This is a genomic window from Actinomadura sp. CNU-125 (genome assembly GCF_001942465.1).
GTDB lineage: Bacteria > Actinomycetota > Actinomycetes > Streptosporangiales > Streptosporangiaceae > Spirillospora.
Map to the genome: position 1 here is coordinate 42,067 of NZ_MKJY01000177.1, position 19,296 is coordinate 61,362.

Annotated in this window: 26 protein-coding genes and 3 pseudogenes; 16 read left to right on the forward strand and 13 right to left on the reverse strand. The window is 71.5% G+C overall.

The genetic code is table 11. The annotated features are described in order from the left end of the window. Positions 1 to 58: 58 nt before the first annotated feature. Positions 59 to 1,207: an epoxide hydrolase family protein gene (locus tag BJF79_RS21145; RefSeq protein ID WP_075899834.1), complete on the forward strand. Its 1,149-nt coding sequence runs from the start codon at positions 59 to 61 to the stop codon at positions 1,205 to 1,207. 94 nt (positions 1,208 to 1,301) lie between these two features. On the opposite strand, the gene BJF79_RS21150 is transcribed toward BJF79_RS21145, so the two are convergent. After that, positions 1,302 to 2,159 (reverse strand): NAD-dependent epimerase/dehydratase family protein, encoded by an 858-nt coding sequence (locus tag BJF79_RS21150; protein ID WP_262402347.1) that lies wholly within the window; start codon positions 2,157 to 2,159, stop codon positions 1,302 to 1,304. 143 nt (positions 2,160 to 2,302) lie between these two features. Between BJF79_RS21150 and bla the strand changes: the two genes are divergently transcribed. Both bla and BJF79_RS21165 read left to right on the forward strand, forming a co-directional pair. Further along, entirely contained in the window at positions 2,303 to 4,222 is a 1,920-nt protein-coding gene (gene bla, locus BJF79_RS60895) for a class A beta-lactamase (protein WP_262402348.1), read from the forward strand. Positions 4,223 to 4,297: 75 nt separating this feature from the next. After that, a complete protein-coding gene (locus BJF79_RS21165; RefSeq protein ID WP_262402355.1) occupies positions 4,298 to 4,945 on the forward strand; it encodes a DUF6461 domain-containing protein in 648 nt (215 codons plus the stop codon). Here the strand turns inward: BJF79_RS21165 and BJF79_RS21170 are convergent. Continuing rightward, entirely contained in the window at positions 4,932 to 5,156 is a 225-nt protein-coding gene (locus tag BJF79_RS21170) for a hypothetical protein (protein WP_075899836.1), read from the reverse strand. The two genes, BJF79_RS21165 and BJF79_RS21170, sit on opposite strands and share 14 nt — an antisense overlap. Continuing rightward, on the reverse strand, positions 5,153 to 5,542 hold the full coding sequence (locus BJF79_RS21175; RefSeq protein ID WP_075899838.1) for an ATP-binding protein: 390 nt from the start codon (positions 5,540 to 5,542) through the stop codon (positions 5,153 to 5,155). The genes BJF79_RS21170 and BJF79_RS21175 overlap by 4 nt, the downstream gene beginning before the upstream one ends. Positions 5,543 to 5,666: 124 nt before the next feature. On the opposite strand from BJF79_RS21175, the gene BJF79_RS21180 reads away from it, so the two are divergent. From BJF79_RS21180 to BJF79_RS21195, 4 genes are read left to right on the forward strand one after another with little or no spacing between them, the layout of a single operon-like run. Then, positions 5,667 to 6,446: a helix-turn-helix domain-containing protein gene (locus tag BJF79_RS21180; RefSeq protein ID WP_075899840.1), complete on the forward strand. Its 780-nt coding sequence runs from the start codon at positions 5,667 to 5,669 to the stop codon at positions 6,444 to 6,446. Beyond that, entirely contained in the window at positions 6,437 to 6,610 is a 174-nt protein-coding gene (locus BJF79_RS21185) for a DUF397 domain-containing protein (RefSeq protein WP_075899842.1), read from the forward strand. The genes BJF79_RS21180 and BJF79_RS21185 overlap by 10 nt, the downstream gene beginning before the upstream one ends. Continuing rightward, positions 6,607 to 6,774, forward strand: coding sequence for a DUF397 domain-containing protein (locus BJF79_RS21190; RefSeq protein WP_075899844.1), 168 nt, complete (start codon positions 6,607 to 6,609; stop codon positions 6,772 to 6,774). The genes BJF79_RS21185 and BJF79_RS21190 overlap by 4 nt, the downstream gene beginning before the upstream one ends. Further along, on the forward strand, positions 6,771 to 6,944 hold the full coding sequence (locus tag BJF79_RS21195) for a DUF397 domain-containing protein (RefSeq protein WP_075899846.1): 174 nt from the start codon (positions 6,771 to 6,773) through the stop codon (positions 6,942 to 6,944). The genes BJF79_RS21190 and BJF79_RS21195 overlap by 4 nt, the downstream gene beginning before the upstream one ends. A 235-nt stretch (positions 6,945 to 7,179) precedes the next feature. On the opposite strand, the gene BJF79_RS21200 is transcribed toward BJF79_RS21195, so the two are convergent. Next, on the reverse strand, positions 7,180 to 7,629 hold the full coding sequence (locus tag BJF79_RS21200) for a carboxymuconolactone decarboxylase family protein (RefSeq protein ID WP_262402349.1): 450 nt from the start codon (positions 7,627 to 7,629) through the stop codon (positions 7,180 to 7,182). Positions 7,630 to 7,796: 167 nt separating this feature from the next. Between BJF79_RS21200 and BJF79_RS60900 the strand changes: the two are divergent. Together BJF79_RS60900 and BJF79_RS60905 are read left to right on the forward strand one after the other, a co-directional pair. Then, positions 7,797 to 8,420 (forward strand): annotated as a pseudogene (locus BJF79_RS60900) (LysR family transcriptional regulator); the annotation flags it as partial. 128 nt (positions 8,421 to 8,548) lie between these two features. Further along, complete coding sequence (locus BJF79_RS60905; RefSeq protein WP_262402357.1) at positions 8,549 to 8,683, forward strand: hypothetical protein; 135 nt, start codon at positions 8,549 to 8,551, stop codon at positions 8,681 to 8,683. A 73-nt stretch (positions 8,684 to 8,756) separates the two neighbouring features. Here BJF79_RS60905 and BJF79_RS21210 read toward each other — a convergent pair whose 3' ends face one another. Continuing rightward, positions 8,757 to 9,188, reverse strand: coding sequence for a hypothetical protein (locus BJF79_RS21210; RefSeq protein WP_075899850.1), 432 nt, complete (start codon positions 9,186 to 9,188; stop codon positions 8,757 to 8,759). Positions 9,189 to 9,291: 103 nt separating this feature from the next. Beyond that, complete coding sequence (locus BJF79_RS21215) at positions 9,292 to 10,566, reverse strand: SecY family transport protein (protein ID WP_075899852.1); 1,275 nt, start codon at positions 10,564 to 10,566, stop codon at positions 9,292 to 9,294. A 280-nt stretch (positions 10,567 to 10,846) separates the two neighbouring features. On the opposite strand from BJF79_RS21215, the gene BJF79_RS21220 reads away from it, so the two are divergent. Continuing rightward, entirely contained in the window at positions 10,847 to 11,515 is a 669-nt protein-coding gene (locus BJF79_RS21220; RefSeq protein WP_075899854.1) for a hypothetical protein, read from the forward strand. Positions 11,516 to 11,799: 284 nt separating this feature from the next. Here BJF79_RS21220 and nucS read toward each other — a convergent pair. The 5 genes and pseudogenes from nucS to BJF79_RS60910 all read right to left on the reverse strand — a co-directional run bounded on the left by nucS (position 11,800) and on the right by BJF79_RS60910 (position 14,482). Then, a pseudogene (gene nucS / locus BJF79_RS21225) lies at positions 11,800 to 12,479 on the reverse strand (endonuclease NucS). Positions 12,480 to 12,569: 90 nt separating this feature from the next. After that, a complete protein-coding gene (locus BJF79_RS21230) occupies positions 12,570 to 13,061 on the reverse strand; it encodes an SRPBCC domain-containing protein (RefSeq protein WP_075899856.1) in 492 nt (163 codons plus the stop codon). Further along, positions 13,058 to 13,435, reverse strand: coding sequence for an ArsR/SmtB family transcription factor (locus tag BJF79_RS21235; protein WP_075899858.1), 378 nt, complete (start codon positions 13,433 to 13,435; stop codon positions 13,058 to 13,060). Before BJF79_RS21235 ends, BJF79_RS21230 begins: the two co-directional genes overlap by 4 nt. A 76-nt stretch (positions 13,436 to 13,511) precedes the next feature. After that, positions 13,512 to 14,186, reverse strand: a complete 675-nt coding sequence (locus tag BJF79_RS21240; RefSeq protein ID WP_262402350.1) for a TetR/AcrR family transcriptional regulator — start codon at positions 14,184 to 14,186, stop codon at positions 13,512 to 13,514. Positions 14,187 to 14,191: 5 nt separating this feature from the next. Further along, positions 14,192 to 14,482, reverse strand: coding sequence for a hypothetical protein (locus BJF79_RS60910; protein WP_262402351.1), 291 nt, complete (start codon positions 14,480 to 14,482; stop codon positions 14,192 to 14,194). Positions 14,483 to 14,517: 35 nt separating this feature from the next. Between BJF79_RS60910 and BJF79_RS60915 the strand changes: the two genes are divergently transcribed. The 5 genes from BJF79_RS60915 (at position 14,518) to BJF79_RS21255 (ending at position 17,155) form a co-directional block, all read left to right on the forward strand. Beyond that, positions 14,518 to 14,802: a hypothetical protein gene (locus BJF79_RS60915; RefSeq protein WP_262402352.1), complete on the forward strand. Its 285-nt coding sequence runs from the start codon at positions 14,518 to 14,520 to the stop codon at positions 14,800 to 14,802. Further along, positions 14,733 to 15,452 carry an MMPL family transporter gene (locus tag BJF79_RS60920; RefSeq protein WP_262402353.1) on the forward strand — a complete coding sequence of 240 codons (720 nt, stop codon included), beginning with the start codon at positions 14,733 to 14,735 and terminating at the stop codon, positions 15,450 to 15,452. Before BJF79_RS60915 ends, BJF79_RS60920 begins: the two co-directional genes overlap by 70 nt. Positions 15,453 to 15,499: 47 nt before the next feature. Continuing rightward, positions 15,500 to 16,366 (forward strand): MMPL family transporter, encoded by an 867-nt coding sequence (locus BJF79_RS60925; protein ID WP_262402354.1) that lies wholly within the window; start codon positions 15,500 to 15,502, stop codon positions 16,364 to 16,366. Between the two features lie 132 nt (positions 16,367 to 16,498). Further along, on the forward strand, positions 16,499 to 16,678 hold the full coding sequence (locus BJF79_RS21250; RefSeq protein ID WP_143220068.1) for a hypothetical protein: 180 nt from the start codon (positions 16,499 to 16,501) through the stop codon (positions 16,676 to 16,678). Between the two features lie 90 nt (positions 16,679 to 16,768). Continuing rightward, on the forward strand, positions 16,769 to 17,155 hold the full coding sequence (locus tag BJF79_RS21255) for an SCO5389 family protein (protein WP_075899864.1): 387 nt from the start codon (positions 16,769 to 16,771) through the stop codon (positions 17,153 to 17,155). A 56-nt stretch (positions 17,156 to 17,211) separates the two neighbouring features. Here BJF79_RS21255 and BJF79_RS60930 read toward each other — a convergent pair whose 3' ends face one another. Further along, positions 17,212 to 17,625, reverse strand: a complete 414-nt coding sequence (locus tag BJF79_RS60930) for a hypothetical protein (protein WP_262402358.1) — start codon at positions 17,623 to 17,625, stop codon at positions 17,212 to 17,214. Positions 17,626 to 17,771: 146 nt separating this feature from the next. Beyond that, a pseudogene (locus BJF79_RS60935) lies at positions 17,772 to 18,353 on the reverse strand (LLM class flavin-dependent oxidoreductase); the annotation flags it as partial. Here BJF79_RS60935 and BJF79_RS21265 point away from each other — a divergent pair. Continuing rightward, a partial coding sequence (locus BJF79_RS21265; RefSeq protein ID WP_262402356.1) for a 3-hydroxyacyl-CoA dehydrogenase family protein occupies positions 18,298 to 19,296 on the forward strand: 999 nt, incomplete at its 3' end. The pseudogene BJF79_RS60935 and the gene BJF79_RS21265 sit on opposite strands and share 56 nt — an antisense overlap.

Here is a 19,296-nt window from a genome sequence, read left to right on the forward strand (position 1 = left end):
TCAGTATCGCCGACATATAGGAATCAAGTCTTCCTATATGCCTCCTACCGTAAGGGACATGACGAAGACGCAGTACGCCACCGAGATCCGCCCCTTCACCGTCGCGATCGAGCAGGCCGAGATCGACGACCTCCGCGCGCGGCTCGCCCGTACCCGCCTGCCCCGGCCCGCGGCGTCCGACGACTGGGCGCTCGGCACCCCGAACGGCTACCTGCGCGAGACCGTCGAGTACTGGCGCACCTCGTTCGACTGGCGGGCGGCCGAGGCGCGGCTGAACGCGTTCCCGCACCACCTCACCGAGATCGACGGCCAGACCGTCCACTTCGTCCACGTGCCGTCGCCGGAGGCGGACGCGACGCCGCTGCTCCTGCTGCACACCTACCCCGGCTCGTTCGCCGACTTCCTCGACATGATCGGCCCGCTCACCGACCCCGTCGCCCACGGCGGCCGGGCCGAGGACGCGTTCTCGGTGGTCGTCCCGTCGATCCCCGGCTTCGGCTTCAGCACCCCGCTGCACGGCGACGGCTGGACGCAGGCGAAGGTCGCCCGCGTCTTCGACACCCTGATGCGCCGCCTCGGCTACGACTCCTACGGCGCGCACGGCAGCGACATGGGCGCGATGCTCTGCCGCGAACTCGGACTGCTGGACCCGCCCGGATTCCTCGGGATGCACGTCCTGCAGCTGTTCTCCTTCCCCTCCGGCGACCCCGCCGAGTTCGACGGGTTCGGCCCGAAGGAGTACGCGGCGCTGGAGCACATGCAGTGGTTCCAGTCGGTCGGCGGCTACAACACGATGAACGCCTCCCGGCCCCAGACGATCGGCGCGGCGATCGCCGACTCGCCCGTCGGGCAGCTCGCCTACAGCGAACTGCTCAACTCCTTCGGCAACGGCACCAGCCTCGTGACGATCGACCAGATCCTGCTCCAGGTGTCCCTCTACTGGTTCACGAACACGCAGGCCACGGCGAGCCGGTACTACTACGAGGAGGCCCGCTCGGGGGCCGAGCCCGCGGTCAACGCCGCCCCGACGGGCGTCGCGGTCTTCGCCGACGACTTCCAGACGATCCGGTCCCTCGCCGCACGCGACAACAGCGGCATCGTGCACTGGAGCGAGTTCCCCAAGGGCGGCCACTTCGCCGCGATGGAGGCCCCCGCCGACGTCACGGCCGACATCCGCGCGTTCTTCACCGCGCTGCGCACGGCCTGACACAGCGAGCGGGCGGACCGGACACTGTCCGGCCCGCCCGCCGCTCGCGCGGACCATCAAGAACCGAAGTAGTGGCCTTCGTCCAGGTCGGCGATCAGACCCGGCTGCTCCGGCTCCCAGCCCAGCCGCTTCCGCGTCGGCTCGGCCGACGCCGGATTGTCGATCGACGCGATCGGGCCGATCCAGCCGAAGTGGGCGGCCGCCTCCTCGGGGGCGACCCCGGCCACCGGGACGCCCACGTGGCGGCCGATGACGCCCGCGATCTCCCGCATCGGCACCCCGCCGTCCGCGACTCCGTGCAGCCGGACGCCGCGGGCGCGCCCTCCAGCGCCAGCCGGAACAGCCGCGCCGCGTCCCGGCGGTGCACGGACGGCCAGCGGTTCGAGCCGTCCCCGACGAAGGCCGCCACGCCCTTCTCGCGGGCGACGCCGATCAGCGTCGGGACGAACCCGCGGTCGCCGCGACCGTGCACCGACGGCGGCAGCCGCAGCACCGACGAACGCACGCCGCGTCCCGCCAGCTCGATCGCCGCCACCTCCGACCGTCCCCGCGCCGCGCCGAACCCTTCGAGGTCGACCGCGTCCTCCTCGGTCGCGACGCGTCCGGACGCCACCAGCAGCGTCCCGGACGTGACCACGAACGGCTTCCCGGAGCCTTCGAGCGCCCCGCCGATCGCCTCGACCGCCCGCAGATCGGCCGCCCCCGCCGCCGTCATGTCCGTGAAGTCGTGGTTGTACGCAAGATGGGCGACGCCGTCGGCGGCCTTCGCCGCGACGGCGAGACCGCCGAGATCGTCCAGCGAACCGCGGTGCACCTCGGCGCCGGCCGCCGCGAGCGACGCGGCGGCGGCGTCCGACCGGGCCAGCCCCACGACCCGGTGCCCGGCGCCGATCAGCTCGCGGACCAGGGCCGAACCGATGAACCCGGACGCACCGGTAACGAAATACCGCACAATGAACTCCCTCGGATGCAGAACCGGTACGGCATCGCGCGCCGTCCGGTACGTCCATCGTCGGGAGGGAAGGGCGCACGCGTCCAAAGCTTGTTCCGCAACGCGCAATACGGTCCGGGCATCACCGCAGGTAGAATGGGCATATGCCCGACACGGCCGCCGATCTGGACCTGCGGCTCGTCCGCTACTTCACCGCCGTCGCCGAACACCGGCACTTCGGCCGCGCCGCCGAGGCGCTGCACATCACGCAGCCGTCCCTGAGCCGCCAGGTCCGCGGCCTCGAACGGCAGCTCGGCGCCCGCCTGTTCGACCGCACGCCCCGGGGCACCCGGCTCACCGAGGCGGGCGAGGTGTTCCTGCCCAGCGCCAGGGCGCTGCTGCGCTCGGCCGCGCAGGCCGCCGCCCAGACCCGCGCCGCCGCCGAACCCAGCCGGATCACCGTCGGGTACACCAACGTCATCGTCACCCCGGCCGTCCGCGAACTGCGCCGCAGGCACCCGGACGCCGACGTCCGCACCGTCCACACCGGCTGGGACGAACCCCGCGCCGTCCTGCTCGACCACCGCGTGGACGCGGTCGTGACCCGCCTCCCCTTCCCGACCGACGGCCTGCACGTCACCGTCCTCTACGACGAGCCGCGCGTCCTCGTCGTCCCGCTCGACCACCGGCTGGCCGGCAAGGAGTCGATCACCCTCGACGACATCGCCGACGAGCCCATCCCCCGGGTGCCCGATTCCGACCCGGCCTGGGAGGCGTTCTGGCGCGTCGACCCGCGCCCCGACGGGCGCCGCCGCGGACGGCCCGGTCATCGAGGCCCTCGAAGACAAGTTCGAGCTCGTCGCCGCGGGCGAAGCCGTCGCGATCACCGCGCGCCCGCACCCCCACGCCGTCCGTCCCGACCTCACCACGATCCCCATCGAGGGCATCGACCCGAGCCACGTGGTCCTCGCCGTCCGCGCCGACGACCGCAACCGCCTCGTCGCCGACTTCCGCAAGATCGCCCGAACCCGCCTGACCGCCCCCGCCGGGTGACGGGCTTCCGATCGTCGCCGAACACCGGTGTTGGACATCACCGAACGGCCGATGATCTTCTACTCTGCATGACCCGATTTCTCCGGCCGCGCTCGGGCGTAGCGGCATTGACGACCTGCGCGCTCCTCGGCGGCGCGGCCTGCGCCACGGATCCCGCCACCGACGACCCCCGTGCCGTGACGCCCGTCGCCGACACCGCCATCGCCCCGAATGCGGAACTGAACAAGAAGCTGCGGGAACTGGAGAAGGCGCACAAGACGCGCATCGGCGCGGTGGGCATCGACCTGGGGACCGGCAAAACCGTCGGCTACCGGCCCGATGAACGCTTCCCGTTCAATTCGATGTTCAAGGTGTTCGCGTGCTCCGCGGTGCTGCACAAAGCACGCACCGGCAGCCCCGGGCTCATGGACAAGGTGATCCGCTGGACGCCGGAGGACATGGCCGGGCTGACCGAGAACTCCCCGGAGACCACCGAGTACACCGACACCGGCATGACGCCCGCCCAGCTGTGCCGCGCCGGGATCACGAAGTCCGACGGCTTCGCGGGCAACACGCTCCTGACGCAGATCGGCGGACCGTCCGGCCTGACGAAGTTCTTCCGCTCCACCGGCGACCGGGTCAGCCGCCTCGACCGTCCCGAGCCGTACCTGACCGAGTGGGAGCCCGGCGAGGTCCGCGACACCACCACCCCGGCGGCGTCCGCCCGGACCTTCACCGAACTCACCACCGGCAAGACGCTGCACCCGGACGACCGGGCGCGGCTGGTCGGCTGGCTGAAGGCCAGCCTCACCGGAGCCGCCCGCATCCGCGCCGGACTCCCCGAGGACTGGACGGTCGGCGACAAGACCGGTACCGGCGGCGCGAAGAACCACGGCACCGCGGGCGACATCGCGATCGTCTGGTCGCCCGGGACGAACGCGCCGATGATCCTCTCCGTCCTCACCAACCGCACCACCGACGACACACCCAACGACAACGAGGCCATCGAACACACCGCGACCGCCCTCGCCGAAGCCCTCGGCCGCCTCTGACCGCACCAGGCCACAACCCGTCGCTTACGCGGTAATACGCCACCCGCCGCCCGCGCTTCTGACACGGTGATCATCATGGCGCCTACCGCGACGGACTATCGGTGGATCAGCGAGTACCGGGAACTGCTTGAGGGGTACTGCGCGGTCCTGGTCAGAGGAATCACCGTGCAGCAATTCCTGCGAGATATGCAGGCCGAGCCGCTTGGAGAGCTCTCCGGCTACGCGGCGCTGGAAGAGCGGAGCACGGAAGTCTTCGCCGAGTACCGGCGGAACCGCTCCGGCGGCCGCCGGTACCTGATCGGGGCCGCCAGTGTTCCGGGGGACCAAGGCGAGTGGGTTCTCGGCCTAGAGGTTCACGGCGCCCTGGGAGTCAGGGACCACCTTGTGGCGCCGCTGGCGCGCGGCACTCGTCTGGTCTCCCACTTCCGCAACGTCAACGCGGACGACCGGTTCTGCTGGTACGAGGACGGCGAACTCCGGACAAGTTTCGAGCCGATGCTCCCCATCCACCGAGCCGGTTCCGCGCCTGACGGGCTTGTGGAGTCGATGGCGGAGGTGGGCTTCGAACTGCGAGGCTGGGACGATCGTGAACCCTCCCTGCACACCGAGGCCGCGTTCGCCCTGGCCGAGCGGCTGACGGGAGTCCGCGTCACTGCGGAACTGCTCGACAAAGCGACCTTCGCCGCCGGGATCGTGCCGTGGAGCGCGGTCAAGAGGCCTTGAACTCGGCGTCCTCGCTGCAGGAGCCGAAGAACCTCGCCACGCGCTCCGCGGCACCGGGTTCCGCCACCGCGAGCATCTCCAGCAGACCATCGCTGGACGACGCCGAGATGTGGACGCGACCGGTCGCGCGCCACACGTCGTCCCGATCCCGCGTGATCGCCCATTCGGGGAACAGTTTCCGAAGGAAGAGCAGCAGTACCCCGTCGTTCACGCGGGCACCGGCTCGATCTCGGCCCACACGACTTTTCCGCCCTCGCTCAGCGGACGGGTGCCCCACCGGCGCACGAGCGCCTCGATCAGCAGGAGCCCGCGCCCCGACTCGGCCGCGAAGTTCACCGGGCGGACGATCGGCAGCGCGTCCGACACGTCCCACGCCTCCACCACGGCCGCCCCGTCGTCCCGCCGGTAGGCGCGGACGACCACGGGGTCGCCCGCCCGCGACCCGTGCCGGACCGCGTTCGTGGCCAGCTCGCTGATCACCGTCCGCGCGACGTCGTCCGCAAGCCGCCACGCACCGAACGTCACCGCGACGAAGTCGCGCGCCTCCTTGATCGCCCCGGGATCCGCCTTGATCACGCGGGTTGCCGGTTCGGACATAAAACCGTCACCTCCGAATTTTTGTGACTCCACGCACAGGATTCACTTCGGTGCGTAGCGTCACCAGGAAAGCGACGGCTCACAGAAGTAGCGGTGTCATCCGCTGTCCGTTCGGAGGTTCACCATGGCCACGAGGAAGCCCACCCCCCAGACGCTCGGCTTCGGCGCGGAGGTCGCCCGGCTGCGCAAGGAGCGCGAGCTCTCCCGAGTCGAGCTGGCCAAACTGGCCGCCGTCACCCGTTCGTACATCGCGCAGGTCGAACTCGGCACGACCCGATGCCGCCAGGACTTCGCGGAGCGGCTGGACGAGGCCATGAAGTGCGCGCCGACCCTGGTGGACGCCTGGACCGACCTCCTGAGCTCGGCGGCGTACCCCAAGTTCTTCGTCGACTACCCCAAGGCCGAGGCCACCGCCGTGCTCCTGCGCGCGTTCGAACTCACAGCCGTTTACGGCTTGTTCCAGACCGAGGCTTACATGCGCGCACTGCTCGACACAGAACAGGCCGTCGAATCTCGACTCAAGCGTCAGGCCATCCTGAAGCGGCAGCATCCACCCAAGGTCAGTGTCGTGCTCAGTGAAGGCATCCTCTTCACCGAGGTGGGCGGGCCCGCCGTCATGCGAGAGCAGTGCGAGCGTCTCATCGAAGTCGCCCAGATGGAGAACATCGTGCTCCAGATCGCACCGACCGGGCGTTACTGGGGACTGGCCGGTTCATTCAACCTGGCGACTCAGCCAACGGGAGAGGAGTTGGTCTACATGGCCAATGCTCGGGGTGGGGTGACCACCAGTGATCCCGCCGATATCTTGTATGTCGTCAGCGCGTTTTCGTTCATCCAGGCGCACGCGTTGAGTCCGAGCGAGTCCGTCGAGTTCATTCGGAAGGTGACCACCCGATGGAGCTGATCAAGTGGCGGAAATCTAGTCGGAGCGACTCTCAGGGCGACGCGTGTGTGGAGTTGGCGGCGCTTCCCGGCGGTGTGGGCCTGCGTGACAGCAAGGACCCTGACGGCGGTCGCCTGGTCCTCACCCCTGCGGCCTTCCGCAGATTGATCGGGCAGTGCAAATGACCCGATGGCGGAAGTCCAGCCGGAGCGGGTCGCAGGGTGACGCGTGCGTGGAGTTGGCGGCGCTCCCCGGCGGTGTGGGCCTGCGTGACAGCAAGGCGCCGGACGTCGGGCACCTGACCCTCAGCCCTGCCTGCTTCCGTAAGTTGGTCGAGCAGTGGAAATGACTCGGTGGCGGAAGTCCAGTCGATCGGCTGAGGGAACGTCGGGACAGTGTGTGGAAGTCGCGGCTCTGCCTTCCGGGGGCGGGGTTCGTGACAGCCGGGCGCCGGAGGGCGGGCATCTCGTGCTTGCTCCCGCCGCGTTCCGGGTGTTGCTGGACGAACTCAAGCGGTAGGCCACTGTGATCTAAGGCCGGGGATGGCGCGGTCGGGGCGGGCATCGAGAGTTGGCGCGGGCGCGCGGGACGGACTGGTGGTTCCTGCGCGGCGGTCATGCGGAGCCGGGCGAGTCGGTGGGCGCCGCGCTCGTCCGTGAAGGGGTCGTGTCGTCCAGGGTGACGCCGGGTTCGTTGGTCTGGGCCAGGGGGAGCGGCACCGGCCCGTGCGGTATCGGGCCGGTGCCGCCCCGTGTCAGCTCCAGGAGGCGCCGGCGGGCTCCTTGATGGACGCGTTGAGGCGGTTGAACATGTTCGTCACGCCGATCAGCAGGATCAGCGCGGCGATCTGCTTCTCGTCGAAGTGGTCGGCGACTCGGTCCCACAGTTCGTCGTCCACGGCGTCCCCGGAACGGTCGGCCAGCCGGGTGACCGCCTCGGTCAGATCGAGCGCGGCCCGCTCGGCGTCGGTGAAGAACGGCGCCTCGCGCCACGCGGAGACCGCGGCGATCCGCTCGGTGGTCTCCCCGGCCTTGAGCAGGTTGGTGTTGTGGGCGTGCACGCACGCCGAGCAGCCGTTGATCTGGCTGGCGCGCAGGCCGACGATCTCCTGCAGTTCGTGGGAGATGCCGCCCTGGTTCACCGCCTTGAAGATGGTGCCGATGCCCTTCACGCCGTCGGACAGGACGAAAGCGGGATTGGTCATGCGTGCTTGCATGGTCGGTTCCTCTCGCAGGGTGATGCGGCCCCGAAGGGGGCGCGTTGAAGGGCCGCCGGCGGCATCACCAAGCTTCGTCGGGGCGCAGGAGACGATCAACGTAAACTTCGGGCACGTGCTGATAACGCGCGGGTTATGACCCGAGAGGGACGCCGGTGGAGCTGCGTGACATCGAGATCTTCCTGACCCTGGCCGAGGAGCTGCACTTCGGCCGCACCGCCGCGCGCCTGCACGTGTCCCAGGCGCGGGTCAGCCAGGCGATCCGGCAGCAGGAGCGCCACCTGGGCGGGATGCTGTTCGACCGCTCCAACCGCCGCCAGATCCGCCTGACCGCGCTGGGCCGCCGGCTCCGCGACGACCTCCGGCCCGTATACGCGGGCCTGCACGAAAGCCTGGAGCGCGCACGGCTGGCCGCCCGGGGCGTCACCGACGTCCTGCGCGTCGGCATGCTGCCGTTCAACACCGCCGACCTCCATCCCTTCTGGGACACCTTCCGCTCCCGGCACCCGCAGTGGCGGCTGCAGATTCGCCGCGCCCCGTTCACCGACCCGTTCGCGCGGCTCCGCGCCGGTGAGCTGGACGCCCTGATCGTGTGGCTGCCGGTGGAGGAGCCCGACTTGGCTGTGGGCCCGGTCCTGTTCACCGATGCGCGGCTGCTCGCGGTGTCCGCCGAGGACGAACTGGCCGCGCGCTCGTCGGTGCCGCTGGAGGCGCTCGCCGGACGCCGGCACGCCACCGCCCCCGCCATGCCGGACTACTGGGAGGACCGCTACCTGCCGTTCCAGACCCCGCGGGGCCGCCCCATCGAGCGCAGCCAGGTCGTCGCCAACGGCGAGACATCATTCACCTGGTCAGCACGGGCGAGATCGTCCACGGCTTTCCCGCCCACGTCACGAAGTACTGGTCCATGCCGCACATCCGGTGGCTGCCCCTGCCGGATACGCCGCCCCTGTCGTACGCCCTCGTCTGGCGCCGCGAAGCCGAGAACGACGCCGTCCGCGCCCTCGCCCGGACCATCCGCGACCTCGGTCCGCGCCCGTGACCGGTCAGGCGGCGGCATAGGGCGCGGCGGGCCGCGGTTCCGTGCCCTCGCGGGCGCCCGTTCGGTCGGGCGATCAGTCGCGTTCGGGGCCGAGGACGCAGTCGTCGTTGCTCATGCCTTCGTTGATGTCGGGTTCCCATATGAGGGTGTTCGCCGGGACGTCCATGGACGCGTAGGTCTCGCCGCTCTCCAGGCAGTGGTCGTGGTCGCGGCCTACCGGTACGCCGCCCAGGTCGGTGACGGCGAATCCGCGGGCGGCGTCGAGTTTCACTTCGACGGTGAAGCCGTTTCTCGGGGAGTACGTGAACGGTGCGTCCCGTGGGACGACCCACATTTTCGAGGTTTTCTGTTCGACGAGTGCGCGGTCGCCGACGTCGCCGTCCTGGTCCCAGCCGTCGATGTAGACCGTCATGCCGGGCTGGATCTGCCAGAGCGCGTTGTCCGGCCCGCTCTGACAGGCGGCCGTCAGTGCGAGGACGGGCACAAGTGCGGCGATCGCGCGCATTGGGTTACCTCTCCGGGGGGTGAAATCGCTGGGGGGAAGTCTCGCGGAATGGCTCATGCATCGGTACCGGAGCGGAAATCGTTCGACGAATGGACGGGACGCGTTAACGTGCGGGCCCCGTCGGCAGGTACGGCGCGTACTCGTGCAGTTTCTGTTCGAATACGGCCTGTTTCACCGTTCGGGTGACCGGGCCCAGTGCGGCTCCGAGGAGGATCAGCAAGCACGTCCCCAGGTGCGGCATGTCGACCCCTGCGAGGACGAGCGCGGCGGTCGGCAGGACGGCGAGCACACCGAGGACGATCGGCGTTCCGAACGTGACGCGCGACCGGACGTACGACAGGTATTCGGCCGTCGGACGGCCGGGCCGGATCCCGGGGACGAAGGCGCCCTCGCGCGCGAGCCGGTTCGTCGTTCCGGTGACGTCGAGGGCGCCCGCGGACGATGCGGCGTTCGCGAGTGCGGCCAGTGCGAACAGCGCGAGGAGGAACCGTGCGTCGTCGTGCAGGGGCGCGGTCCACAGGCCGTCGGGCCGTCCGCCCCCGGGCCACAGGCGTGCGGCGACCGCCGGGACGTGCAGGAGCGCGAGCGCCGTGAGCACCGAGCGGAGCCCGGATCGATGGAGCGGGACCGGAATGTAGACCTTGTGCCCTCCGTATGCGCGGGCGCCCATCATCCTGCGCGAGTACTGGATCTGCACCCGCCGCTCGGCCTGCGTGAGGGTGATCAGCGCGGCGACGGCGAACAGCGTCGTGAGCAGGACGGCCGCGAGCGCGGCGGCGAACGTCGCGGTGCCGTCGGTCTCGCGGACGTCCCGCAGGAGGCCGGGGAAGACGGCGGCGACCTGCGTGAAGAACAGGAGTGCGACGCCGTGGCCGAAGCCGCGTGCGGAGAGCAGCCGGATCAGCCACGCGGTGATCGCCGTCCCGGTCGTCATCGACACCGCGACCGCGACGGGCCCCGGGCCGGTCAGGACGCCGCGTTCGTGGGCGGCGATCGCGACGGCCGTCCCCATCGCGGCGCCCAGGCCGACGGCGAGGACGTCGATGTACCGTCCGATCCGCGCGGCGCCGCCGGACTCGGCGGCGAGCGCGCGCAGCCGGGGGATCGCGGGGGTGAGGAAGCCCGTCGTGACGGCGGCGGCGACGTGCGGGAACACGCCGAGGCCGAGGACCGAAAGGTGCAGGAGCCCGCCGCCGCTGAGCAGGTCGAGCAGTCCGTAGACGGGGTCGTCGCGGACGGCCGCGGCGGCGGCGTCGCGGAGCGCCGCGACGTCCGCGCCGGGGCTCGGCACGTTCTGCCCGATCCGGTAGAGCAGCGCGGCCAGGAGCGTGAACAGCAGCTTCGTCCGGACGCCGGGGGTGCGTAGGAGGGCCCTCACCCAGCCATATGTACACCAATGTTCATTAGCTGTCAGCGCAGCGCCCGTGAACGAGAGGTGAAACTTTGCGCGGCCCCGTTGCGGCTGGTCGGCGCGTATCGGCCCGACCGTTAATAGGACAGCGGAAGAACTAAACCGTTATTGGTTGCCTCGAAATCGCTCGAAGTGTGGCCGAAAGCGGTCGTTGATCTTCGTGGGATTCGAGTTACGTTGATCTTGCTCACCCAGTGGATCTTCCACTGGCGCCCGCTCGGCGGGCAGAAGGAGGTCGATCACCCCCATGCGTCTGTCCTCTCGGATCCTCGCTCTCGCCGCGACCGCCGCCGCGCCTCTGGCGCTCGGCGCGACGGCGCTTCCCGCGCACGCCGCCACCACCACCTGGACGGTCGTCAACTCCGACCCCAACGGCTATTACCTGGCCGAATCGACGGGTTCGATGACCATCAAGAACGAGGCGGGGGAAACGTTGGTCACCTGTCCCGCGGTCACACAATCGGGGCCGATGGCAGACGGACCCCGGACCGGCACGACCGCGATCGTGGGGTACGCGGAGACGACCATCGATACCGAATGCACACGCCCCAACGGGAGCGTCGCCCCCATGGTCGGGTATTACCCCGGGTTGGGCAACGGCCGTCTCCGGTACGTCGCCACCGATTACGACGCCGCCACGGGCACGACCACTCTCAGAGGAGACCTGTACTCCCCGTGGGGCATCACGGTCTTCGGTGACAACTGCAAGTTCGCATTCGGTGACGTCAATGCGACCTATAACAACAACACCCAGATCCTGAAGTACACCACCGGGACCGCCCTCCCGTATACAACCGCCAACGAGGACGGTTCGACCGGCTGCCCGGGTGGTGTGGACGCCGACGGCGAGACCGTCACCTTTACCGGCGAGTTCAAGGTCACCTCGCCGATCACGATCACCCGCACCGTTTCCTGACGCCCGGACGGACGCGCCGGCCGGTCCCCGGCGGGATCGGCCGGTCACCGTCGGGCGCCCGGCCTCCAGGCCGGTTCCCACAGCCGCACCGCACCGGGATGGCCGGACGCGACGAGCCGTGCGCCGGACGCGGCGCACGGCTCGATCCGGACGGCATCGCCGTGACCCGCGCGCCGCGCAGGTCGACCCGGTCCGTCATCCGCTCGCTCCGTCCGACCGCGCGCCCGTGGGCGCACAGTCCGGCGAACGAAGGTGTCTTTCCGGTGTCCGGGCGGACGCGGCCGTCAGAAGAGGGTGCCCTCGTGTTCGATGCCGCGGAGGGCGTCGTAGTCGAGGGTGACGCAGTGGATGCCGCGGTCGGTGGCGAGGACGCGCGCCTGCGGCTTGATCTCCTGCGCCGCGAACACCCCGCGGACGGGCGCGAGGTGCGGGTCGCGGTTGAGGAGTTCGAGGTAGCGGGTGAGCTGCTCGACGCCGTCGATCTCGCCCCGCCGCTTGATCTCGACGGCGACCGTGGCGCTGTCGGCGTCCCGGCAGAGGATGTCGACGGGGCCGATCGCGGTGGGGAACTCGCGCCGGACGAGCGTGTAGCCGTCGCCGAGGGTGGTGATGTGCTCGGCGAGGAGTTCCTGCAGGTGGGCTTCGACGCCGTCCTTCTGCAGGCCCGGGTCGAGCCCGAGTTCGTGCTCGCGTCGTGCAGGATCTCCTCGATCGTGAGGATCAGCCGCTCGCCCGACTTGCCGTGCGTGACCGTCCAGCGCGCGACGGCGCCGTTGTCGGTGTAGGGCTCCTCGCGGAGGGAGCACGGCGGGTTCATCCAGTTCAGCGGCTTGTAGGCGCGGTCGTCGGCATGGATGCTCACGCTGCCGTCCGCCTTGATCAGGATCAGGCGGGGGGCCATCGGGAGATGGGCGGTGAGCTTGCCGGCGTAATCGACGCTGCAGCGGGCGATGACGAGACGCACCTGCCCAACCTTAGTGCGGCGGGCGGGCGCGGACGTCACGAACGGCGACGGACGGTGCCCCGGCGGCCGATCGGGACGCGCGCGTCCGCGTCAGGCGAGCGCCGGCAGCAGGTCGGCGAGCCGGTCGAACTGTTCGAGGACGCCCTTCGTCATGCCCTGCTCCAGCGCGAAGGCGATGACCTCCTCGGACGGGAAGCGCGCGTGGTAGGTCATCTTGGTGCGGCCGCCGAGGTCGGCGAGCGTGATCGTCTCGATCGCGGGCGGCCCGCCGCCGTCGCCCGTCTCGGGCGCGGACGTCCGGACGAGCCGTTCCGGTGCGGCGACCTCAAGGAACTCGCCCGCGAAGGCGACGCCGCGGCCGTCGCCGCCGGGCGTGATCCGCCATTTCCCGCCGGGACGGACGTCCATCAGTTCGACGTTCGCGAAGTTGCCGTGCGGCCCCCACCAGTTGTGGACGTGCTCGGCCGTGGTCATGGCCGTCCAGACCAGCTCGCGGGGCGCGTCGAACACCCGCTCCATGGTGAGGTCGGCGCCCTCGGCGATGATGCTCGTGGACGCGTCGCCCAGCTCTTGTCGTGTCATGGTCGGTCCTCCTCGTCCTGCTGCCGTGGTGTCGTATTCGTTGGGTCTTCCTGCAGAGTCCGCAGGTAGTCGTCCAGGCGGTCGAAGCTTTCGCCGAGGAACCGCCGGTATTGCGCCATCCACTCGGCGACCTCGCGGAGCGGCTCCGGCCGCAGCCGGCACGGGCGCCACTGCGCCTGCCGTCCCTGCTCCACCAGCCCGGCCCGCTGCAGCACCCGCAGGTGCTTGGAGACGGCCGGGAGGCTCAGCTCGAACGGTTCGGCCAGCTCGCCGACGGTGGCCTCGCCGTGCGACAGCCGCGCCAGGATGGCGCGCCTGGTCGGGTCCGCCAGCGCGGCGAAGGTGGCGCTGAGCCGGTCGGTGTCGCTGCTCATTTTTCCTTCCGGTTAATTAACCTACTTGGAAAGTACGACGCGCGCGGCATGCCGTCAAGAGGGTGCGGGGTCCGGTTCAGCCGTGGACGGCGAGGTGGACGATCGCGGAGATCAGCCGGTCGAGGTCGGCGCCGTGCGTGCCGTCGTCGCAGACGAGGTGCCGGGCGACCAGGCCGTCGAAGCCCCCCAGGAAGAGGCGGCCGAGCGTCCCGGCGTCGGTGGCCAGGACGACGCCGGTCTCGGCGGCCAGGCCGGTGACCAGCTCGGCGGCGGTCCGCTCTATGGCGAGCTGGTGCTCGTGCAGGCTCTCGCGGATGTCGGGATCGCGCGAGCCGATGGCGGTCAGCTCGTCGAACACGCGGAACCGTCCGGGGCGCTCGGCGTAGGTGTCCCACAGCGCCCGCGCCATGATCCGGACGGACGCCGCGAAGCCCTCCGCGCCGGGCGCGGCCTCGGCGGGCGCGGCGGCGCAGACCCGGTCGATCATCTCCCCGGCGAGCCGCTCGACGACCGCGCCGTACAGGTCGCGCTTGGTGCCGAACGTGTAGTGGACGGTCGCCTGCGCGACGCCCAGTTCGGCGGCGATGGCCCGGGTGCTGCCGGCCTCGACGCCCTTGCGCGCCATCAGGTCGATGGCCGCCTCGACGAGCTGTGGACGCCGCTCGGCGGCGGGGACGTGCGCCATGGCACCCAAGGTTACCGAGGTTCGGCGGGACGTGACGGCCTTCACCTTGTCGACCGACTTGTTCAAACGACTCAGTCGTACGTACAGTCGACGGCGGGACTTCGACGTTCGAGGGGGACGACCGCATGACGAACCTGCTGCACCGGCTGGGACGCCTCGCCTACCGGCGGCGCGTCGCGGTGCTCGCGTGCTGGCTGGCGCTGCTCGCCGCGCTCGGCGGCGCGGCCGCCGCGTACTCGGGGACGGTCGGCGAGGAGTACCGGGTCCCCGGCACCGAGGCGCAGGAGACCCTCGACCGCATCGCCGGGACGCTGCCCGAGTACGCCAACGCGTCCGGACGGATCGTGCTCGCGGCGCCGCACGGCGAACGGCTCGGCGCGGGCGACGTCCGTCGGTCGTGCGGGAGGTCGCGGGGGTGCCGGGCGTCGCGGAGACCGTCGACCCGTTCGCGGCCAGGGCCGTCTCGCCGGACGGGCGCATCGCGCTCGTCCAGGTCGTGTTCGACCGGCGCAACGACGCGCTGGGGGAGGCGCCGCGCGAGGCGGTGCGGGACGCGCGAACGCGGCGGCGGCGGGCCCCGGGCTGCGGGCCGAGTACGGCGGGGACGCCTTCATGCCGGACGTCGAGGTCGGCGGGGCGGGCGAGATCGTGGGCGTCGGCGTCGCGGTCGTCGTGCTGCTGATCACGTTCGGGTCGCTGGTCGCCGCCGGGCTGCCGCTGCTCAGCGCGCTCGCGGGCGTCGGCGTCGGGATGGCCGGGCTGTACGCGCTGACCGGCCCGCTGGAGATCATCTCGACCGCGCCGGTGCTCGCGCTCATGATCGGGTTGGCCGTCGGGATCGACTACGCGCTGTTCGTGCTGTCGCGGCACCGGCAGTACCTCGCCGCCGGGCTCGACCCCGAGGACGCCGCCGCGCGCGCGACCGGCACCGCGGGCGGCGCCGTCGTGTTCGCGGGCGCCACGGTCGTGGTCGCGCTCGCCGGGCTCGCCGTCGCGAACGTCCCGTTCCTCACGGTCATGGGCCTGTCGGCGGCCGGTGTGGTGATCGTCGCGGTGCTCGCCGCGCTCACCCTGCTGCCCGCGCTGCTCGGCTTCGCGGGCCGCGCCGTCGCCCGGTTCGCGTCCCCGGGCTGCGCGGGGGCGCCCGGGACGGGGCCGCGGGGTTCGGCGCTGCGCTGGGCGCGGCTCGTCGTGCGGCGGCCCGTGCCCGTCCTGCTCGCCGGCCTCGCCCTCGTCGGGATCATGGCGGTGCCCGCCCTCGACCTGCGGCTCGGCCTGCCGGCGCCGGGTCCTACCCGGAGGACGCCACCGCCCGCCAGGCCGCCGACCTGACCGCCGAGGGGTTCGGGCCCGGCTTCAACGGTCCGCTGATCGCCGTCGTGGACGGCGGCCCCGCCGCGGCGGAGCGGGCGGTCGCGCACCTGTCCGCGCTGCCGGACGTCGCCGCCGTCCTGCCGCCCGGCACCTCGCCGGACGGCCGGACGACCGCCGTCACCGTCGTCCCCGAGCACGGCCCCGACTCCGCGGCCACCGCGGACCTCGTCGAGGCGATGCGCGCCGAACCGGGCGTCGCCGTCACCGGCACGACCGCCGCGAACATCGACGTCTCGCAGAAGCTGCGGGACGCGCTGCCGCCCTTCCTCGCGGTGATCACGGTGATCTCGCTGGCGCTGCTCGCGCTCGCGTTCCGGTCGGTGCTCGTCCCGGTCAAGGCCGTCGCCGGGTTCCTGCTCAGCGTCGCGGCGTCCCTCGGCGCCGTCGTCGCCGTGTACCAGTGGGGGTGGCTCGCGGACGCCGTCCCGGTCAACAAGGTCGGGCCGGTCGCGAGCTTCCTGCCGATCCTGCTGATCGCCGTGCTGTTCGGGCTCGCGATGGACTACCAGGTGTTCCTCGTGTCGCGGATGCGCGAGGTCCACGCGGCGGGCGCGGACGCCCGGACGGCCGTCGTCTCGGGCTTCGCCGACGGCGCCCGCGTCGTGACGGCCGCCGCGCTCATCATGATCGCGGTGTTCGGCGGGTTCGTCGCCTCGCCCGACCCGATCGTCCAGTCGATGGGGTTCGCGCTCGCCGTCGGCGTCGCGGTCGACGCGTTCGTCGTCCGGATGGCGCTCGTCCCCGCCGTCATGGCGCTGCTCGGCCGCGCCGCCTGGTGGTTCCCGCGGCCGCTCGACCGGATCGTCCCGCACGTCGACCTGGAGGGCACCGAGAGGGAACCCGAACCCGAATCCGAACCGGCGCGGGTCTGAGGCGTGCGGCGCACGGCTAAGGCGTCCGGTCCGCCGGAACTAGGGAGTCGTGCCGATGTGGGGGCGGGCGCCTTAGGACGAACCTTTTGGATGTCGGGCCGGACACGCGGCCCGGCGGACGGAAGGAACGTCGTGTACCACAACGACATCATGTACGCGCTCATGCGGGAGCGGGCGCGGGACATGCGGAGCGAGGGCGAGGCCGCGCGCGCCGGACGGAGGGCGCGCCGGGCCCGCGAGTACTGGGCGGACCGGATGCCGGTCCCCGGCCGGATCCGCCGCCCGCGCCCCGCGACCCCCCGGGACGCGTAAGTAAGTGCGGCTGTCAAGCCTGGAATTTGCCGGAAGGCGTGATTAGCGTCGCCGGTGATCGGTGTCATCCGTCTGCGGAAGGACCCCAGAATGTCCCTTGACGTGACCCCGGAACTCCTCGAGACGGCCCAGCGCGGCGAGGTCGACGACGCCGCCTTCGTCGAATGCATCAGAACGTCGCTCCCGTACGCGTGGGAGATGATCGGCGGCCTGGTGGCGCGGCTGCAGGTCGACGGCGGCGACTTCGCCGACAACCTGACGCCGCCGCCGGACGAGCAGGCGCGCGGGCAGCTCCTGCGCGTCCTCGCCAGCGACGCCATGCGCGGCACCCTGGAGCGCTACTTCGGCGTGAAGCTCGCCTTCCAGAACTGCCACCGCGTCGCGGTGTTCCCGACCGGGAACGACGCGGCCTACGACAAGTTCGTCACCGCCCGCGAGCAGATCCTCAACCAGTCGCCCGAACTGCGCGACTGCTGACCCCCGCGACACGGCGGCCCCGCGCTCCGGCCGACGCCGGGCGCGGGGCCGCGCCGTCAGCGGAGGCGGGGGAGGACCTCGGCGCCCAGGCGGGCGATGTTGTCGAGGGTGGCGCGGCGGGAACCGGCGGCCTCCACGAGCAGGATGAAGTGCTCGATGCCGGTGCGTTCCGCCGTGGCGGCGAGCGCGGACGCGCAGTCGTCCGGGGAACCGACCGGGTGCAGGTCGCACATCCGGCGCGTGTACCCGACGGGGTCGCGGGACGGGCGCGGACGATCGTCCACCGGGACGTACCCGTCCAGACCGGGCCCGAGCCACGGGGGCATCCGTTCGAGGAGTGTGTCGACGGCTTCGTCCCGCGAATCGGCGACCTGTGCGAGATGCGTGGAGATGTGCGGGACGCCCGGGACGCCGTACCGTTCGACCGCCGCGGCCTTCTCCTCGTCGTCGACGTGCATCCCCAGCAGCATCGGCAGACCACGGGACGACGCCAGCCGCTCGGTCTCGCGTGACGTGCAGGCCACCGCGACCGGAGGCGGTGCAAGCGCGCGCGGACGACCGGCACTTCGCGGAAGTCGAACTGCTCGCCCGTCCACGACACCCGGTCGGAGCGGAGCCACTCCAAGAGAAGGTCGACGGATTCGGCGAAGCCGTGCTCGTAGCGGGGGAGCCCGGTGCCGAACACTTCGAGGTCGCGCCACGGCCCGCCGCGTCCGACGCCGAGGCGGAACCGCCCGTCCGAGACCAGGGACAGCATCGCCGCCTGCTCGGCCAGCGCGACCGGATGCTGCGTGGACAGCACGCTGACGGCCGTCCCCACGTGGACGCGGCGGGTCACGCCCAGCAGATGCCCGGCCATGACCGTCGCGGACGGTACGACCCCGTACGACATGAAATGGTGTTCGGCGAGCCACACGTCGTCGAACCCGGCCCGTTCGGCGGCGACGGCCGCCTCCACCGTGCGGGCCAAGGCGGCGGCGTCGTCCTGCCCGGGGAAACGGGCGGCGAGGAGGAAGATTCCGAAGCGCACGTCCCGGTCGTACCCGGCATCGGCCCCACCGGAGCGTTCTGCCAGACTGCGAACCATGACGAGTGGGACGAGCGGGTCGTTCAGCAAGGTCGGGGTCGTCGGACTGGGCACCATGGGCGCGGGCATCGCCGAGGTGCTGGCGCGCGGCGGCCTCGCGGTCGTCGGCATCGAGATCAACGCGGACGCGCTGGAGCGCGGGCGCGGGCACCTGGAGTCCTCGACCGGACGCGCCGTCAAGCGCGGCCGGCTCACCGCCGACGGGCAGCGCGAGATCCTCGACCGGATCACCCTGTCCACCGACTTCGCCGACCTCGGCGACTGCGACCTCGTCGTCGAGGCCGTCCCCGAACGGCTCGACCTCAAGCGCAAGGTGTTCGCCGAACTCGACCGCGTCTGCCGCGCCGACGCCGTCCTCGCCACCAACACCTCGTCCCTGTCGGTCACCGACATCGCCGTCACCACCGGACGCCCCGACAAGATCGTCGGCGTGCACTTCTTCAACCCCGCGCCGGTCATGAAGCTGGTCGAGGTCATCCGGACGGTCCGGACCGAGCCCGCGGCCGTCGAACGCGTCGCGGCGCTCGTCGCCGACCTCGGCAAGACGCCCGTCACGATCGGCGACCGCGCCGGGTTCGTCGCCAACCGCCTCCTGTTCGGCTACCTGAACCAGGCGGCGGGGATGCTCGAATCCGGGCACGCCACCCGCGACGACATCGACACCGCGATGAAGGCGGGCGCCGGGCTGCCGATGGGCCCGTTCACGCTCATGGACCTCATCGGCCTCGACACCTGCCTCGAAGTGCTCGAAGCCGTGTACGCCGAGTCCCGCGACCGCCGCCACGCCCCGTCGCCGCTGCTGCGCGAACTCGTCACCGCCGGGCTGCTCGGCCGCAAGACCGGCGCGGCTTCTACGACCACGGCGCCGCCGCCGAACCCGCCGGGACGCGCCCGCGGCGCCGCGCCCGTCGTCGGCGTCCTCGGCACCGGCCCGCTCGCCGACGCCCTCGCCGCGCTCGCCGCCCGCGCCGACGTGCAGGTCCGGACGCCGCGGACGCCTCGCCGACTGCGACCTCGTCATCGAGGCCGCGCAGGACGCCGAAGCCGGGCGCGC

What these genes read in the sequence shown, in the direction of transcription:
- BJF79_RS21145 (WP_075899834.1), top strand. Translation starts at nt 59, where the DNA reads ATGACGAAGACGCAGTACGCCACCGAGATCCGCCCCTTCACCGTCGCG.
- bla (WP_262402348.1), top strand. Translation starts at nt 2,303, where the DNA reads ATGCCCGACACGGCCGCCGATCTGGACCTGCGGCTCGTCCGCTACTTC.
- BJF79_RS21165 (WP_262402355.1), top strand. Translation starts at nt 4,298, where the DNA reads ATGGCGCCTACCGCGACGGACTATCGGTGGATCAGCGAGTACCGGGAA.
- BJF79_RS21175 (WP_075899838.1), bottom strand. Translation starts at nt 5,542, where the DNA reads ATGTCCGAACCGGCAACCCGCGTGATCAAGGCGGATCCCGGGGCGATC.
- BJF79_RS21180 (WP_075899840.1), top strand. Translation starts at nt 5,667, where the DNA reads ATGGCCACGAGGAAGCCCACCCCCCAGACGCTCGGCTTCGGCGCGGAG.
- BJF79_RS21185 (WP_075899842.1), top strand. Translation starts at nt 6,437, where the DNA reads ATGGAGCTGATCAAGTGGCGGAAATCTAGTCGGAGCGACTCTCAGGGC.
- BJF79_RS21190 (WP_075899844.1), top strand. Translation starts at nt 6,607, where the DNA reads ATGACCCGATGGCGGAAGTCCAGCCGGAGCGGGTCGCAGGGTGACGCG.
- BJF79_RS21195 (WP_075899846.1), top strand. Translation starts at nt 6,771, where the DNA reads ATGACTCGGTGGCGGAAGTCCAGTCGATCGGCTGAGGGAACGTCGGGA.
- BJF79_RS21200 (WP_262402349.1), bottom strand. Translation starts at nt 7,629, where the DNA reads ATGACCAATCCCGCTTTCGTCCTGTCCGACGGCGTGAAGGGCATCGGC.
- BJF79_RS60905 (WP_262402357.1), top strand. Translation starts at nt 8,549, where the DNA reads ATGCCGCACATCCGGTGGCTGCCCCTGCCGGATACGCCGCCCCTGTCG.
- BJF79_RS21210 (WP_075899850.1), bottom strand. Translation starts at nt 9,188, where the DNA reads ATGCGCGCGATCGCCGCACTTGTGCCCGTCCTCGCACTGACGGCCGCC.
- BJF79_RS21220 (WP_075899854.1), top strand. Translation starts at nt 10,847, where the DNA reads ATGCGTCTGTCCTCTCGGATCCTCGCTCTCGCCGCGACCGCCGCCGCG.
- BJF79_RS21230 (WP_075899856.1), bottom strand. Translation starts at nt 13,061, where the DNA reads ATGACACGACAAGAGCTGGGCGACGCGTCCACGAGCATCATCGCCGAG.
- BJF79_RS21235 (WP_075899858.1), bottom strand. Translation starts at nt 13,435, where the DNA reads ATGAGCAGCGACACCGACCGGCTCAGCGCCACCTTCGCCGCGCTGGCG.
- BJF79_RS60920 (WP_262402353.1), top strand. Translation starts at nt 14,733, where the DNA reads ATGCCGGACGTCGAGGTCGGCGGGGCGGGCGAGATCGTGGGCGTCGGC.
- BJF79_RS21255 (WP_075899864.1), top strand. Translation starts at nt 16,769, where the DNA reads ATGTCCCTTGACGTGACCCCGGAACTCCTCGAGACGGCCCAGCGCGGC.
- BJF79_RS60930 (WP_262402358.1), bottom strand. Translation starts at nt 17,625, where the DNA reads ATGCTGCTGGGGATGCACGTCGACGACGAGGAGAAGGCCGCGGCGGTC.